A 17,107-nucleotide genomic window follows, 5' to 3' on the forward strand; every position below is an offset into this window, starting at 1 on the left:
GCACCGAGATCGATCACGGTGCGGGTCTTTTTATCATATTGAAAATAATCTTTTAACTAGATTAGGTCTAGCTTCGGTGCTTTTCTTACTTCCTTTTAATAAACAACAGGTAAACACCAATGAGTACCAAAGCTGCCGGCCAAAATCTCCATGCTGTCGAAACGCCATTTTCCAATAAACCAAGCCATCCGCTGACTCTGTCATAAAACAGCAGCAGTCCTGCTAGAATGAGAAAGAGGACACCGTGGAACAAGCCGTTGCCTGTTTTCTGATATCGCAGCAAAAAGCCAAGGGCGATAATTAAAATGAAAGCTCCAAGGTGATCTGGCCAGAGTGTGAATTGGTTGACCACATGAAAGTGAACACCGAAGCCAACGAGTATCACGCCCGGAAAGATCGCTTCAAAATCCCTGCCCCAATAACCCTGAACTAAAAAGGCGGCTCCGACGATGATCAAAAGTGTCGGCCAAGTATAAAATTCATTGAACAATGAAACATTTTCCTGCTGAAGATAAAAATAGATTCCAAAACCGATTAATATCATTCCTGGTATAATTCTCTGATTTTTCATTCTTTCACCACTTCCAGAAAGGCTCACTTGAATTAAAGGACAAACTTTGATAAGGTACATTAGGGAGTATGTTTATTTGCTTTTGATATAGTATAAAAGTATAACAAACAGACTGAAGAGATCGTTCAATTTAATTTAAAGCTATTATATATATTTTTTCAATAGTTGTTCACATTTACAACGTTAAAAGGGAAAAAACGTCATGTATAATTGCCTTAGCCAATTATGCAATTTCTATGTGGGGGTGTCAATTCATAATGCATATTATCGTTGTCGGTCTTAACTATAAAACTGCCCCTGTCGAAATCCGTGAAAGATTGACATTCAACGAAGCAAACCTTGGTGAAGCAATGGGTGCACTTCAGGAAAAGAAGAGCATCCTGGAAAATGTCATCGTATCAACTTGCAACCGTACAGAAATATATGCTGTCGTGGATCAGCTTCATACAGGCAGATATTATATCAAGGAGTTTTTATCTGAATGGTTCGGGATTCCTCAGACAGAATTTACGCCCTTCCTGTTCATCTATGAACAAGACGGGGCTATTGAGCATTTATTCAAGGTTTCATGCGGTTTGAATTCCATGGTACTGGGTGAAACCCAGATCCTTGGGCAGGTGCGTTCAAGTTTCATGCTAGGACTTGAAAGGAACACGACTGGAACAGTCTTCAACCAGCTGTTCAAACAGGCAGTCACTATTGCCAAGCGCGGCCATTCTGAAACAGATATCGGTGCGAATGCTGTTTCTGTAAGCTACGCGGCTGTTGAGCTTGCCAAGAAGATTTTCGGCACTCTTGACCAGAAGCATGTCCTGATTCTTGGTGCTGGGAAAATGGGTGAGCTTGCGATCCAGAACCTTCATGCAAATGGTGCCAAGAAGGTGACAGTCATCAACCGTACTTACCAGAAAGCTGAGGATTTGGCGAACCGTTTCTCAGGCAAGGCGAAAACACTGGATGAACTTCAAACTGCGCTTGTGGATGCGGATATCCTGATCAGTTCAACAGGTGCGAAGAACTTTGTTGTCACGAAGGATATGATGGCAAAGGTCGAGCAAAAGCGAAAAGGAAAACCATTATTCATGGTGGATATTGCGGTGCCGCGTGATCTTGATCCGGAAATCGCGACGCTTGAAAATGTCTTCCTTTATGATATCGATGATCTAGAGGGCATCGTGGAAGCGAATCTGCAGGAACGTCAGAAGGCAGCAGAGAAAATTCTGATCATGATTGAAAGTGAGATCGTCCAATTCAAACAGTGGCTCAATACACTTGGTGTCGTGCCGGTCATTTCTGCGTTGAGGGTCAAAGCCCTTTCAATCCAGCAAGAAACAATGGACAGCATCGAACGCAAACTGCCTCATCTATCTGATCGTGATATTAAAGTCCTTAACAAGCATACAAAAAGCATCATTAATCAGCTCCTTAAGGACCCAATCCTGCAGGCGAAAGAGCTTGCGGCTGGTCCGGCTGCTGAGGAAGCACTCGATTTATTCGTGAAGATTTTCAATATTGAACAGCTCGTCGCTGAACAAGAAGGAATGAAAACAGCTGAAACCAAGCAGGTAAAAGTTCCTTCGCCTCAGGCTTCTTTTCAGCCGTAGAGGTGGTGCCCATGGGTGATCTTTATATTACACGTCTCCATGAAATAACCATTGTGATTTATGCGGCCAGCGTGCTCTTATACTTTATCGATTTTCTTAACAGTAACCGGAGGGCAAACCAAATTGCCTTCTGGTTACTTGCATTTGTTTGGGGTTTCCAGACGATTTTCTTGTTGTATTACATGATTGACCAAGGCCGGTTCCCAGTTCTGACCCTTTTTGAGGGGCTTTACTTTTATGCATGGGTGCTGGTCACGCTGTCGCTGGCAATCAATAAGCTTTTAAAAGTAGATTTTATTGTCTTTTTTACAAATATCCTTGGATTCATCATCATGGCGATCCATACATTCGCACCAGTCCAATATGATTCAAATGTTATGTCCGAACAGCTTGTATCGGAACTTTTGCTCATCCATATCACGATGGCGATCTTGTCATATGGGGCATTTTCGATCTCAGTGGTCTTTTCGCTGCTATATCTCATTCAATATGACCTTTTAAAGCGAAAAAAGTGGGGGAAGCTGTTATGGAGGATAACAGATTTAACGAAATTGGATTATTGGTCATACATATTGAATGTCATCGGAGTGCCGATGCTGATCCTGAGCCTGATTCTCGGGCTCCAATGGGCATGGATCAAGGTACCTGACCTTGCCTGGTATGATGCCAAGCTGATAGGCTCGTTCATCGTACTCGCTGTCTATAGCATCTACCTGTATTTAAGGGTTGGCAAAGAAATGTATGGGAAATCGCTTGCCCTTTGGAATGTCGCATCGTTCCTGATTGTATTAATCAACTTTTTCCTTTTCGGAAAATTATCATCTTTCCATTTTTGGTACCAATAATAGGAGGCTGTCATGAGAAAAATTATCGTTGGCTCCAGACGGAGTAAGCTAGCATTGACACAAACAAACTGGGTAATAGAGCAGCTGAAAAAACTAGGTGCGCCTTTTGAGTTCGAAGTGAAAGAAATTGTCACAAAAGGAGACAAAATTCTTGATGTAACTTTATCAAAGGTTGGCGGAAAAGGCCTTTTCGTAAAAGAAATCGAACAGGCTATGCTTGATAAAGAAATAGATATGGCTGTCCACAGCATGAAGGATATGCCTGCCGTACTTCCTGATGGACTTGTCATCGGATCAATTCCAGAGAGGGAAGACCACCGTGATGTCCTGATTTCAAACGGCCATGTTGCTTTTAACGATCTGAAACCAGGTTCTGTCATCGGAACAAGCAGCCTGCGCAGGAGTGCCCAGCTGCTGGCTCAGCGGCCTGATCTTGAAATGAAGTGGATTCGCGGAAATATCGATACAAGGATCGCTAAGCTTGAAACAGAAGACTATGATGGCATTATCCTTGCTGCTGCCGGTTTGAAGCGCATGGGATGGGCCAGTGATACAGTAACTGAGTTCATCAATGAGGATATTTGTGTACCAGCTGTCGGCCAGGGCGCGCTTTCAATCGAGTGCCGCGGCGATGATGAAGAGCTTCTTCAATTGCTCCAAAAATTCACTTCTGCTGAAACAAGTGCGACTGTCAGGGCCGAAAGAGCATTCCTTCACAAGATGGAGGGCGGATGCCAGGTACCGATTGCAGGATATGCATATCTTAATGACAAGGAAGAAATCGTCCTGACAGCACTTGTTGGTTCTCCAGATGGAAAGACCATTTTCAAGGAACAGGTAACAGGAACAAACCCTGAGGAGCTAGGCGAGCTTGCAGCTGACAAGCTGATCAGCCAGGGAGCGAAAGACCTGATCGACCAGGTAAAACAGGAGCTTGATAGTGAATGATTCCAGCGCATTCGCTGCAAAATAAAACGGTCATGATTCCAAGGGGAAAGGCTCACGCGAAGTCTTTCTCCGAATTGGTTGCTAGAAATGGAGGGATTCCGGTGGAGATCCCTCTTATTGCCTTTCAGCCGGTTGCAGCATCTGAAAAACTACTTAAAACACTTGCTAATTTACATACCTACGATTGGATTATTTTTACGAGTAATGTTACGGTGGAAACCTTTTATACCTTTTTGAAAAAGGGACAGGCTCTTCCGCCAAAAATAGCCGTGATCGGCGAAAAAACGAAAAAAGTCCTCTTGGACATGGGTGAAACGGTCGACTTTGTTCCAGAAGAATATGTTGCCGAAGGATTTATCGATGAGTTTTTACCACATGTCAATCAGGGTGAGAGAGTCCTGATTCCAAAAGGGAACCTGGCCAGGGATTATATCTCTGCTGCATTGAAAGAAAAGGGCGCAATTGTTGATGAAATCATCATCTATGAAACATTCATGCCTGATGAAAGCAGAAGCAAGCTCGTTAAGATGCTATCTGAAGAAAGTCTTGATATACTTACATTTACAAGCCCTTCTACGATTGACCACTTTATGAAAATCGTTGAGGAAAATCAATTAAGAGACAAGCTGGAGCACCGCATCGTTGCCTGCATCGGCCCTGTATCCAAAAGGAAGGCAGAGCAGCGGGGATTGAAAGTGCATGCCATGCCGGAAAAATACACCGTTGAAGAGATGCTGAAAAGCGTTGCCAAGTTTATAAATATTGGAGGGTAATCCATGAAACACCTTGAATTCAGCCGACACCGCCGTCTTCGCCAATCAGCGAATATGCGCGCTCTAGTACGTGAAAACTATCTTCGCACTGAAGACCTGATCTACCCGCTTTTTGTCGTTGAAGGAGAAAATGTGAAAAAAGAAGTTTCTTCAATGCCCGGAGTCTATCAACTATCCCTTGATAACCTAAAAGAAGAAATCAATGAAGTGGATTCTTTGGGCATTAAATCCGTGCTGCTTTTCGGTGTTCCGAATGAAAAAGATGAAGTAGGCTGTCAGGCGTATCATGATCACGGAATTTTGCAGGAAGCGATTCGAGTCATTAAAAAGGATTTTCCTGATATGGTTGTCATCGCCGATACATGTCTGTGTGAATACACTAGCCATGGCCATTGCGGCGTCATCGAGGATGGCAAGGTTCTCAATGATCCATCCCTTGAACTGCTCGGAAAGACAGCTGTCAGTCAGGCTAAAGCTGGAGCGGACATCATCGCACCATCGAATATGATGGACGGTTTTGTTACAGCGATTCGTTTTGCTTTGGATGAAGCAGGATTCCAGGATGTGCCGATCATGTCTTACGCTGTTAAATATTCTTCTGCATTTTACGGTCCATTCCGTGAAGCGGCAGAAAGCACGCCACAGTTCGGTGACCGTAAATCCTACCAGATGGATCCGGCAAACCGGATCGAAGCGATGCGTGAAGCTGAATCAGATGTCATGGAAGGAGCTGACTTCCTGATCGTCAAGCCAGGCATGCCTTACCTTGATATCGTCCGTGACGTGAAAAACAACTTCAACCTGCCAGTTGTCATTTATAATGTCAGCGGTGAATATTCAATGGTCAAAGCAGCAGCTCAGAACGGCTGGGTCGACGAAAAGAGCATCGTCATGGAAATGCTGACAGGTATGAAACGCGCAGGGTCAGACCTGATCATCACCTATCACGCGAAGGATGCAGCACGCTGGCTGAAGGAACAATAAAGATAAATGCTTTGACGATGTCTCTGGCAGTCATAATGGCTGGAACTGAATCTCTGGAGTCAATTAATAGAAATGAGGGATAATATGCGCTCATATGATAAATCGATAGAAGCTTTCAAGGAAGCGACAGAACTTTTGCCGGGAGGAGTTAACAGTCCCGTCCGCGCATTCAAGTCTGTCGATATGGATCCTATCTTCATGGAAAAAGGAAAAGGTTCTAAAATCTATGACATCGATGGCAACGAGTATATAGACTATGTATTGTCATGGGGACCACTGATCCTTGGACACACGAACGAGAAGGTCGTAGAGGGAATCAAGAAAGTGGCGGAGCTTGGGACAAGCTTCGGCGCACCGACAGTTGTCGAGAATGAGCTTGCACAATTAGTCATTGACCGTGTGCCATCAATCGAAATGGTGAGGATGGTATCTTCGGGAACTGAGGCAACGATGAGTGCATTGCGCCTGGCGCGTGGGTATACAGGCCGGAATAAAATCCTGAAGTTTGAAGGCTGCTACCATGGACATGGCGACTCATTGCTGATTAAAGCAGGCTCAGGCGTCGCTACACTAGGCTTGCCAGACAGCCCGGGTGTTCCAGAGGGAGTTGCCAAAAACACGATTACAGTACCTTACAATGACCTTGAAAGCGTCCGTTACGCATTCGAGCAGTTTGGTGATGATATTGCTGGTGTAATCGTTGAACCAGTGGCCGGGAACATGGGTGTTGTTCCTCCAGTTGAAGGCTTCCTGGAAGGTTTGCGCGAAATCACGACCCAGCATGGCACGGTATTGATTTTTGATGAGGTCATGACAGGCTTCCGTGTAGGCTATAACTGTGCGCAGGGCTTTTACAATGTAACGCCAGACCTGACATGCCTCGGAAAAGTAATCGGCGGCGGACTTCCGGTAGGCGCATACGGCGGTAAGAGGGAGATCATGGAGCAAATCGCTCCAAGCGGTCCTATTTACCAGGCGGGAACGCTATCAGGCAACCCGCTGGCGATGACAGCTGGCCTCGAGACATTGAAGCAGCTGACACCGGAATCGTACAAAGAATTTGAACGCAAAGCCGTTATTCTTGAAAACGGTTTGAAAGCTTCGGCTGAGAAATACGGGATCCCGCACACAATCAACCGTGCAGGATCAATGATCGGCATCTTCTTCACAAATGAAAATGTCATCAACTATGAATTGGCCAGACAATCGAATCTGGAATTCTTTGCAGCATACTATCGTGAAATGGCGAATGAAGGAGTCTTCCTGCCGCCATCACAGTTCGAAGGATTATTCCTTTCAACAGCACACACAGACGAAGACCTGCAGAAAACAATCGAAGCAGCTGAGAAGGCATTTGCGAAGCTTCAGGAAAAATAATTAGGATGACACTCTCCATTTTTGGGGAGTGTTTTTTATTGGTCTATGCTGTATTTTGATCAGACAAAATTGAGAGATCTCAACTGGGTTTTAGTAGTCCAGGTTCGGACAAAAGATGGTCGTATTCTTGTAACTTTGTCTGAAGTAGCCCCAGGTTCGGACAAAAGGCGGTTGGTTTCACTAAGCTTTGTCCGAAGTAGCTCCATGTTCGGACAAAACACGGTCGTATTCTTTTGATTTTGTCCGAAGTAGTCCCAGGTTCGGACAAAAGATGGTCGTATTCTTGTAACTTTGTCCGAAGTAGCTCCAGGTTCGGACAAAAGATGGTCGTATCTTGTAACTTTGTCCGAAGTAGCCCCATGTTCGGACAAAACACGGTCGTATTCTTTTGATTTTGTCCGAAGTAGTCCCAGGTTCGGACAAAAGATGGTCGTATTCTTGTAACTTTGTCTGAAGTAACTCCAGGTTCGGACAAAACCCCGTCATTTTCCACGTGAATATCTCCCTGGCTTTAATTTTGCTCAAGCATTTTCCTTAAGTAGGAATCCGCTTCAAACAATCCCTTTCCAACTCCTTTTTATGTTCTAAATTATCATAAAAGTAAATACAGACTCATAAAGTGTTAATGACATAGTGATTTTACGTTTAAGGAATGAAAGGAGGAGTCGCTTTGTCTAAGGGGAATCAATCGTGCCTGCGATTTTCATTAGAAGAGTCTGTGTGGTTTCAAAGAGGACAGGAAGTCGCGGAGCTAGTCTCGATTTCACTCGATCCGAATATAACCATCCAGGAAAATGAACAATACGTATCCATTCGCGGATCGCTGGAGTTGACTGGGGAATATACATGCCATGAACAGCAGCAAGAGGATGATAGTCAAATCGCAGCTCTTAAGTACGTGCATTCTGTCATGGAAAGGGAAGAAGGGGTCTATGAATTCCTTCATCGTTTCCCGGTAGATATCACAATTCCTAAAAACCGGATCGAAAGCATCTATGACATTGACATTCAGGTGGAAGGTTTCGATTATGTTTTTCCAGAAAAAGACCGCCTGAAGCTGAATGCTGACCTTGCCATCACTGGCCTGTACGGCGAACAGCAGCATGAAGCCGATCAGGATGCTGACCGTGAAGAGGCGGAGGAACTGGAAGTCAGCTACCACGAGGAGGCTACTGCAGAGGTTGAGGATGACTTTGCAGCGGAAGCTGAAGCAGATTCAGAGACCGATAACCAGGAAGAGAGAGAGGAACAAGAGTTCCCGGAAGCTCCTGCCTATTCCTTCGTCCAGCAAAATGAAACATTAAATGAACAGGAAGAGCAGGACTCCTACGAAGAAGAACTGTATGCGCCATTCAGGGCAGAAGCAAAGAAATCGCTAGATGCAGAAGAAGCATCTGAACCTGAATTGCAAGAGCAAAGAGAGCAACAACAAGTTCCTGAGTATGCTTTAAGTGACTTCAGAGGTGAGCCGGAGCCGGTTGCGGAGGTCGAAATAGAGCAAGAGGAAGCGGAAGTCGAACTGGAGGCAGAGGACCTGCCAGAAGCAGAAAATCAGCCTGCTGAAATGGAAGAGTCTCCTGAAAGCTCATCCTCCCCAATATTGAAAAAGAAGAAGCCGAATATGAAACAAGGCATTTCGATTGCTGAATTCTTAGCTCGTAAGGAAGAAGGAACTGAGGTTGCAAAAATAAGAGTGTGCATTGTCCAGCAAGGCGATTCCCTTCAATCGATTTCCGAACGATATGATGTGCCAGTCCAGCAGCTTCTGCGGGTGAATCATCTGAGCATCGACCATGAGGTACATGAAGGCCAGGTACTATATGTCCCGGGCGTAGCCGTTCACAATAGCTAATATTTTTCACTTTATAAGTATAAAAATTTTGCACTACGATTAATGTCCAGCTCTTGCGCCTAGCCCTTCGAGTCGCTTCGGCCCGTCCCATGAAGTCAAAGAACGACTTCAGGGGTCGGCCCTCTATGCACAGGACGTGCAGACCCGCCAGCCACACGATATGGCGTATTAGGCGGGCAGCGCTTGGCAGGGCTAACCAAGGGGCTTGCGCTTTTATTTGTCCAGCTCCAGCGCCTAGCCCTTCGAGCGTTTCGGTCCTGCCAATGAAGTCAAAGAACGACTTCAATGTCAGGCCCTCCAACGCTTGGCAGGGCTAACCAAGGGGCTTGCGCTTTTATTTGTAGCAACGCCTTGTCCAAAAGGAGGCTGGTTGTCAGGGCTGGCTTGGCTGCTGGCTGGGATTGCTATAGCTTTTAGTATGGGCAGGTGTCTAACACCTGCCCAGATTTATTTATTCAAGAATAAATAGGTCTAATGCTCAATTCGAGAATTGTCCAGCTTCTGCGCTAGTTGGGGCTGACCAAGGCGCTTAGGCTTTTCTAAATATATGTCCAGAAAGTAGGCGAGATTCGATGGATGATCGCAATTTTTTAAAAGAAGAGTCTGCAGTATTAAAGCAATATCCTATCGATCCTTATTTTGCAGAGGATTTTGGCAAAGTGAAAAAAGTTTATACGAAATCGGGGACTTTCGCTTTGAAAAAAATCCACCCGTATGAGGGGACAGATTTTATCAAACATATCCAGCACCTTTATCAAAAAGGCTATAACAGGATTGTCCCAGTCTATCCGGCAAATGACGGAAGATATGCAGTGTTGCATAATAAGTCCCTGTATTATTTAATGCCGTGGATGCCGAATGAGACTAGAGAGGAACAGTCTCAAAGACACCAACAGCTGTTCAGGGAATTGGCGAGGATGCATACATTGTCCGTCAAGGAACTTGAAATAAGTGCGGAAGTGAAGCAGGAGCATTATGAAAGGACATTGAAAGAATGGGAAAAGGAAGAAGAATTCATTAATGGTTTTCTTGAAAGCTGTGAGAACAGGGTATATATGTCCCCGTTTGAACTGACATTCTGCCTGTATTATATCCAGATTCGCCAGGCAATCCAGTTCGCCAAGCAAAAGCTGGAGACATGGAGTGAAAAAACGAAGGAGCAAAAGAAAACGAGGACAGTCACGCTTCACGGTAAGGTCTCTCCTGAACACTTCCTGTTTGATGAAAGAGGGTACGGGTATTTCATCAATTTCGAGAAGGCGAGGCAAGGGTCCCCAATCCAGGATATGCTCCCATTCCTGGCAAGGTCTCTGAAAACCCAGCCCAAGTATGGAGATGAAATTATCGACTGGATTTATGTATATCTGAAATACTTTCCTTTCCGAGAGGACGAAATGCAGCTATTTATGAGTTATCTTGCTTTTCCGTCAGGCATTATCCGGGTTGCGGAGATGTACCATCAGCGCAGGACAGAAGTGGATGAAAGGAAGTTTGTCCAAAAGCTGCAGCGACAATACTGGCTCTTGAGCAATACGGGTTACGTAGTGACCAAGATTGACGAAATGGAAAAACAAAAGGAGCAGGCAAAACAAGAAGGAGCCCAGAGCTAAAAGATGCTCTCAGGCTCCTTAAATTATTTCGAATTTTATCGCAAGGGCAATAAGGATGAATATCGTTAACAGGAAGACATCAAATGTCGTCGGAAAAAACAGGGTTCGGATTCCCTGGAAAACGCAAAAAGGAATAATGAGCTGAGCGCATACTGCCCGCGCCGTCCTTGCCCACTTTGGGAGTGTATAAGGATTATACCTTCGTCTCTTCATCGCCATCCCTCCAAACAATCAGGTATCCCTTTTTTTATTCTATGAGTGAGAGGCCGAAAAAGTGCTTATTGTTCGCACATCAAGGAGCAAAAAGTATAAAATAATAAAAAAAAGGAAATGATGATTGACGTCAATCCACTTTTTTGGGTAGTATATCTAATATACAAAACACATAATAAAGCAAAGCTTTGACAGGGAAGAGTACATGAGCAGCCAGCTTAAAGAGAGGGAGTCCATTAGCTGCGAGGACTTCTAAGCGGAACCATGGAAGGTCGCCCTTGAGCATCGCCTGGGAACGGAATGACTCCCAGTAACAGGCGACGGTGAAGAACCGTTATCCATATTTGAGCCAGCAACAAAACTGTTTTTACCGTTGCTGGGAAAAAAGGTGGTACCGCGAACAAACTCCATTCGTCCTTTTATGGCGAATGGAGTTTTTTATTTTTGAAATGCATTTGAATGGAGGAAAAACTGATGGAAGAGAATTTGTCTATGCCGACTAAATACGATCCGTCTTCAATTGAGCAAGGACGTTATGAATGGTGGATCAAGGGTAAGTTTTTCGAAGCAAAGGATGACGAAACGAAAAAGCCTTATACAATCGTGATCCCCCCGCCAAACGTAACTGGAAAGCTTCACCTTGGCCATGCATGGGATACAGCGCTTCAGGATATCCTGACGCGAATGAAGCGCATGCAGGGCTATGATGTACTTTGGCTCCCGGGGATGGACCATGCAGGCATCGCGACACAGGCGAAGGTCGACGAGAAACTTCGCAGCCAGGGCATCAACCGATACGAGCTTGGCCGTGAAAAGTTTTTGGAAGAATCGTGGAAGTGGAAAGAGGAATATGCTCAGCATATCCGGAAGCAGTGGTCAAAGCTTGGGCTGGGACTGGATTACAGCCGCGAGCGCTTCACATTGGATGAAGGTCTATCCAAGGCGGTAAAAGAAGTATTCGTTTCTTTATACCGCAAAGGCCTTATCTACCGCGGCGAATACATCATCAACTGGGACCCTGCAGCGAAAACGGCTTTATCTGACATTGAGGTTATCCATAAAGATGTCCAGGGTGCTTTCTACCATATGAGATATCCTCTGGCAGATGGCAGCGGCCATATCGAAATCGCGACGACAAGACCGGAAACCATGCTTGGCGATACTGCGGTTGCGGTTCATCCGGAAGATGACCGCTACAAGCATTTAATCGGCAAAACGGTTATTCTGCCAATCGTTGGCCGTGAAATCCCGATTGTCGGCGACGATTATGTTGATATGGAGTTTGGTTCAGGCGCAGTTAAAATCACTCCTGCACATGACCCTAACGACTTTGAAATTGGCAACCGCCATAACCTTGAAAGAGTCCTAGTCATGAACGAAGACGGCTCAATGAACGCAAAAGCCGGCAAATATCAGGGTATGGACCGCTTCGAGTGCCGCAAGCAAATCGTCAAGGATCTTCAGGATGAAGGCGTACTGTTCAAGATTGAAGAGCACATGCACTCGGTAGGACACTCTGAGCGAAGCGGAGCAGTAGTAGAGCCTTATCTTTCAACTCAATGGTTCGTTAAAATGCAGCCGCTTGCTGATGAAGCAATCGCACTTCAAGGCGAAGATGAGAAGGTTAACTTCGTTCCTGATCGCTTTGAAAACACTTATATGCGCTGGATGGAAAACATCCGCGACTGGTGTATTTCCCGTCAGCTTTGGTGGGGCCACCGAATTCCTGCCTGGTACCATAAAGAAACAGGCGAGGTATACGTTGACCATGAGCCTCCAGCAGACCCTGAGAACTGGGAACAGGACAATGATGTTCTAGACACTTGGTTCAGCTCGGCGTTATGGCCGTTCTCAACAATGGGCTGGCCGGATGAAGATGCAGCGGATTATAAACGACACTATCCAACTGATGCCCTCGTAACGGGTTATGACATCATCTTCTTCTGGGTATCACGGATGATTTTCCAGGGACTTGAGTTCACTGGACAGAGACCATTCAAAGATGTACTGATCCACGGACTCGTTCGTGCAGAAGATGGCCGCAAGATGAGTAAGTCACTTGGAAATGGTGTTGACCCGATGGATGTCATCGACGAGTACGGCGCCGACTCACTCCGCTACTTCCTGACAACAGGAAGCTCACCGGGCCAGGACCTGCGCTACAGCACTGAAAAGGTTGAAGCGACCTGGAATTTTGCCAATAAAATTTGGAATGCATCACGTTTTGCCTTGATGAACATGAATGGCCTGAAATATGAAGAAATCGATTTGAGCGGGGAGAAATCCGTTGCCGACAAGTGGATTTTGACTAGGCTGAATGAAACGATTGAAACAGTGACAAGGCTGTCAGACCGCTATGAGTTCGGCGAAGTCGGCAGGGCTCTATACAACTTCATCTGGGATGATTTCTGTGACTGGTATATCGAAATGGCAAAGCTTCCGCTCTACGGCGAAGATGAAGCAGCCAAGAAGACGACAAGATCGATTCTTGCATACGTTCTTGATAACACAATGCGTCTGCTTCACCCATTCATGCCATTCATTACAGAAGAAATCTGGCAGAACCTTCCGCATGAAGGGGAGTCCATCACGGTTGCAAGCTGGCCGAAGGTTGATCCTGCTCTGACTGATAAAGATGCAGCAGACGATATGAAGCTGCTGGTTGAAGTCATCCGCGCAGTGAGGAACATCCGCTCGGAGGTAAATACTCCGCTCAGCAAGAAGGTTGATATGTTCCTGAAGGCAAAGGATGAAAAGACATTAAGCATGCTTGAGAATAACCGCGGCTATATCGTCCGTTTCTGTAATCCAGAGAACCTGGAAATCGGGCTTCAAGTCAACGCTCCTGAAAAAGCGATGACAGCTGTCGCTACTGGACTTGAAATCATCATGCCGCTTGAAGGCCTGATCAACATCGATGAAGAAATTGCCCGCCTTCAAAAGGAAAAAGAGAAGCTCGATAAAGAAGTAGAACGTGTACAGAAGAAGCTTGCTAACGAAGGCTTCGTTAAAAAAGCTCCGGAGAAAGTCATCGAAGAAGAGCGCGCAAAAGAAAAAGACTATCTGGAAAAACGTGCAGCAGTCGAAGCGCGTATCAGTGAATTAAGAAACTAATTTTAGATAAAAAATTTGAAGGCGAACCAGTATTGGTTCGTCTTCATCTTGAATTGAGGTGTGTTTGATGTTTAATACATATGAACAGGCAATTGATTGGATCCATGCAAGGCTGCGGCTGGGTATGAAGCCAGGACTTTCAAGGATGGAATGGATGCTTGAAAGAATGGACCATCCAGAAAGAAGGATCAAAACCATCCATGTCGGCGGCACGAACGGGAAAGGTTCAACAGTCACGTTCCTGCGTTCCATCCTGCAGACAGCAGGATACAGGGTCGGTACGTTTACTTCGCCATATTTTGAACAATTCAATGAGCGGATTAGCATCAATGGCCAGCCAATCAGTGATCAAGAATTGCTTGAACTGACGAATGCAATCAAGCCGCTTGCTGACGAACTGGATCATACGGAGTTGGGCGGACCGACTGAATTCGAAGTGATTACTGCGATGTCACTCTATTACTTTGCAAAGATGTCACCTGTAGACGTTGTCATTTATGAGGTTGGGCTTGGCGGCCGCTTCGATTCGACCAATGTCATTCACCCGCTGCTATCCATCATCACTAGTATCGGTCTCGATCACACCGCGATCCTGGGGGATACATATGAACAAATAGCTTTTGAAAAAGCGGGAATCATCAAGAATGGTGTAAGTACCATTACGGGAGTTGAGCAGCCCGAAGCACTGGATGTAATCAGAAGAAAAGCCCTTGAAAGCAAGTCCCCTATGTACCATCTTGGAGATGAATTCACAACTGGTTCAAGAGAGTCCCTGGAGCGTGGAGAAAAATTTTCGTTTTCCAGCATGTTCGGCCAGCTCAAGAATCTGAAAACTTCAATGATCGGTTCTTATCAGGTAGACAATGCCGCCTGTGCTGTAATGGCCAGCCAGGTCCTTGCAAACTACTATTCGTTTATGATTGAGGAAGAGCATATCAGAGAAGGGCTGATTGAAGCCTATTGGCCTGGACGGCTTGAGATAGTCAGTGAAACTCCTTTAGTCCTGATTGATGGTGCTCATAATGAAGAAGGAATTAATGCGCTGGCAAGTGAAATAAATTCCCGATTTGCCGATAAAAGGATTAGTATTCTTTTTGCGGCACTTAAGGATAAGAAGTTAGACAAGATGATCGCGACTCTTGAAGAAGCTGCCGACCAGCTGACTTTCACAACATTCGACTTTCCAAGGGCAGCTTCTGCGGAAGAACTAATGGAAGTTGGAAGCAATAAGGTAAATAACAATCTCGCAGTCGATTATCAAGACTTTCTCTCTGTGAAAATAAATGAATTAAATGAAGATGAAATTCTAATTGTCACGGGCTCTCTTTACTTTCTATCAGAAGCAAAGCCTTTTATTGTGAACGTGTTGAAAAATAAATAAGAAAATTATGACATTCGACAAAAAATTTGCTAAACTATTAACGAAAGTGTGACTTTTTACCTAGAAAGGAGGTGGATAGATAAAGATGACTCCAATGATCAAAAAATCAATATGGTTCAGCTGGCTCCTGATCGTTCCGGTTGGGCTCTGGCTGACCTATCAAGTCTATCCGCCTCCTGATAATATTTCTGTATTGGATTTACTCACCTTTCTGGTGTTAATGTCTATTGTGGCTTCCATGCCGATGGTCGTCAATAATACGCCGATATTCCTGATCCAGTGGGTTTCGCTCGCTGTATTCCTGACATACGGTATTTTTGTGGAAATGGTTTTGATGCAAATTTCGGTGCTGATCCTTTTAATGAGGCTCCGGGTACAAAAATCTGATATATACAGGTTTCCTCTGAATTCATTGATGTTCTTTATCGTTTCATTAGTGAGCGGATTGATATTTTATGCACTGGGCGGAATACATGGCGCTCATTTGGCCGACGATGCATCTACTTATATCTTGGGAACGGTATATGGCATTAGCAATTATAGTGTGAATACTTTATTCCTGATATTCCTGCAAGCAGTCGTCCTAAAACTGAAGGGACCTTATTTCGGAAAAGATTTCATCTGGGAAACCGTTACGACATTGATTACATTTCCTATAGGCTTCATACTATATGAACTGTACCATAGTGAGATGGGGCTCTATTCCTTATTGTTTGTCGGGATTCCTTTCGCGAGTCTGTCTATCATTCTCAGTCTCTATTATTCGAGCGGAAAGGTGAACCATTTTTTACAGAGTGCCGCTGAGATTGGCCACCAGCTGGCTGAAAGACTGAAGTCCAATGAAGTTGTTGATCTCTTTGTTCAAAAAGTGATTGAGATGCTTCCCGTTGACTATGCCTACATTTTGGATGTGGTGGATGACAGGGAACTGAAACTGATTCACAAGGTGGAATTTGGGGAAGTAATGGATCCTATAGCCGAGCCGCTTGGAAAAGGTAAAGGAATTAGCGGCCTTGTATGGGCTGAGAGAAAGCCTGTACTTTATCATTCAAAAAAACAATGGAAGCATATAAATTCAGGCTATATTCCAGCAAGTGCCGAAAGTATTCTCGGTGTGCCGATTGTCAGGAACAACCAGGTTATCGGTGTTCTTGTCCTGGTCGCAAACAAAAAGAGGGCATTCGAAAAATCTCAGCTGATGATCATCGATATCCTATGTTCTCACTTTGCGATTGCTGTGGAGAATGCGAGGCACCATGAAAAGACAAAGGAATACAGTGAACGCTGCGCATTGACCGGACTGTATAATTATCGCTACTTTGAAAACATGCTGTCTTCAGAATTCGGAAAATTACAAAAAGGCGAAAGACACCTTCTCTCCCTGATCCTGCTCGATATCGACCACTTCAAATCCGTCAACGACACATATGGACACCAAAGCGGAAATGAAATATTAATCGAGCTTGCTGAGCGGCTGAGGGAAAGAATCGGCCATATTGGCACAGTTGCCAGGTACGGCGGGGAAGAGTTTGTGATCCTGCTGCCTGACATGATGAAAGGCGATGCCCTTAAACTGGCAGAACAAATCAGGCTGTTGATCGCCGAAAATCCCTTCACACTGCTGCAATCAATGGATGCAGAAGGAAAGCAGCTCTTAGTCCATATCACTGCGTCAATCGGTGTGGCAACCGCCCCGCAGGACGCCGATGACTCACTGGCATTGATTAGGCATTCCGACCGTGCATTGTATGTTGGTGCAAAAAGGTCCGGACGGAATCGGGTTGCGGAGTATGTGAAATAAACAAGGCTGACCCCGTGTGGGTCAGCCTTGTTGT

The 17,107-nt window shown here is 45.1% G+C and carries 12 protein-coding genes and 1 other annotated feature; of the genes, 11 read left to right on the forward strand and 1 reads right to left on the reverse strand.

From position 1 onward, the window contains the following. Positions 1–85 precede the first annotated feature (85 nt). Positions 86–571, reverse strand: coding sequence for a LiaI-LiaF-like domain-containing protein (locus J7E37_RS00130; protein ID WP_214777939.1), 486 nt, complete (start codon positions 569–571; stop codon positions 86–88). Positions 572–828: 257 nt separating this feature from the next. On the opposite strand from J7E37_RS00130, the gene hemA reads away from it, so the two are divergent. The 11 genes from hemA to J7E37_RS00185 all read left to right on the forward strand — a co-directional run bounded on the left by hemA (position 829) and on the right by J7E37_RS00185 (position 17,073). Continuing rightward, positions 829–2,175, forward strand: coding sequence for a glutamyl-tRNA reductase (hemA, locus tag J7E37_RS00135; RefSeq protein WP_214777941.1), 1,347 nt, complete (start codon positions 829–831; stop codon positions 2,173–2,175). An 11-nt stretch (positions 2,176–2,186) separates the two neighbouring features. Further along, positions 2,187–3,020 (forward strand): cytochrome C assembly family protein, encoded by an 834-nt coding sequence (locus tag J7E37_RS00140; protein WP_214738713.1) that lies wholly within the window; start codon positions 2,187–2,189, stop codon positions 3,018–3,020. 12 nt (positions 3,021–3,032) lie between these two features. Then, positions 3,033–3,968, forward strand: coding sequence for a hydroxymethylbilane synthase (hemC, locus tag J7E37_RS00145; RefSeq protein ID WP_214777943.1), 936 nt, complete (start codon positions 3,033–3,035; stop codon positions 3,966–3,968). After that, entirely contained in the window at positions 3,965–4,741 is a 777-nt protein-coding gene (locus J7E37_RS00150) for a uroporphyrinogen-III synthase (RefSeq protein ID WP_214777945.1), read from the forward strand. Before hemC ends, J7E37_RS00150 begins: the two co-directional genes overlap by 4 nt. A 3-nt stretch (positions 4,742–4,744) precedes the next feature. Next, entirely contained in the window at positions 4,745–5,725 is a 981-nt protein-coding gene (gene hemB / locus J7E37_RS00155; RefSeq protein ID WP_214777947.1) for a porphobilinogen synthase, read from the forward strand. A gap of 84 nt (positions 5,726–5,809) precedes the next feature. Continuing rightward, on the forward strand, positions 5,810–7,102 hold the full coding sequence (gene hemL / locus J7E37_RS00160) for a glutamate-1-semialdehyde 2,1-aminomutase (protein WP_215021725.1): 1,293 nt from the start codon (positions 5,810–5,812) through the stop codon (positions 7,100–7,102). Between the two features lie 670 nt (positions 7,103–7,772). After that, positions 7,773–8,954, forward strand: coding sequence for a stage VI sporulation protein D (spoVID, locus tag J7E37_RS00165; RefSeq protein ID WP_215021727.1), 1,182 nt, complete (start codon positions 7,773–7,775; stop codon positions 8,952–8,954). A gap of 572 nt (positions 8,955–9,526) precedes the next feature. Beyond that, entirely contained in the window at positions 9,527–10,564 is a 1,038-nt protein-coding gene (ysxE, locus tag J7E37_RS00170) for a spore coat protein YsxE (protein WP_214777951.1), read from the forward strand. A 392-nt stretch (positions 10,565–10,956) separates the two neighbouring features. Further along, positions 10,957–11,199 (forward strand) — a binding site (T-box leader). A 52-nt stretch (positions 11,200–11,251) separates the two neighbouring features. Further along, complete coding sequence (locus J7E37_RS00175; RefSeq protein WP_215021728.1) at positions 11,252–13,891, forward strand: valine--tRNA ligase; 2,640 nt, start codon at positions 11,252–11,254, stop codon at positions 13,889–13,891. Between the two features lie 67 nt (positions 13,892–13,958). Beyond that, positions 13,959–15,272, forward strand: coding sequence for a bifunctional folylpolyglutamate synthase/dihydrofolate synthase (locus J7E37_RS00180; protein WP_215021730.1), 1,314 nt, complete (start codon positions 13,959–13,961; stop codon positions 15,270–15,272). Between the two features lie 85 nt (positions 15,273–15,357). Further along, the gene (locus tag J7E37_RS00185) at positions 15,358–17,073 is read left to right on the forward strand and encodes a sensor domain-containing diguanylate cyclase (RefSeq protein ID WP_214777965.1); all 1,716 of its coding nucleotides are present in this window, start codon (positions 15,358–15,360) and stop codon (positions 17,071–17,073) included. Positions 17,074–17,107 lie beyond the last annotated feature (34 nt).

It is taken from the genome of Bacillus sp. ISL-39 (assembly GCF_018613295.1).
In the GTDB taxonomy this organism is placed as follows: Bacteria; Bacillota; Bacilli; order Bacillales; family Cytobacillaceae; genus Mesobacillus.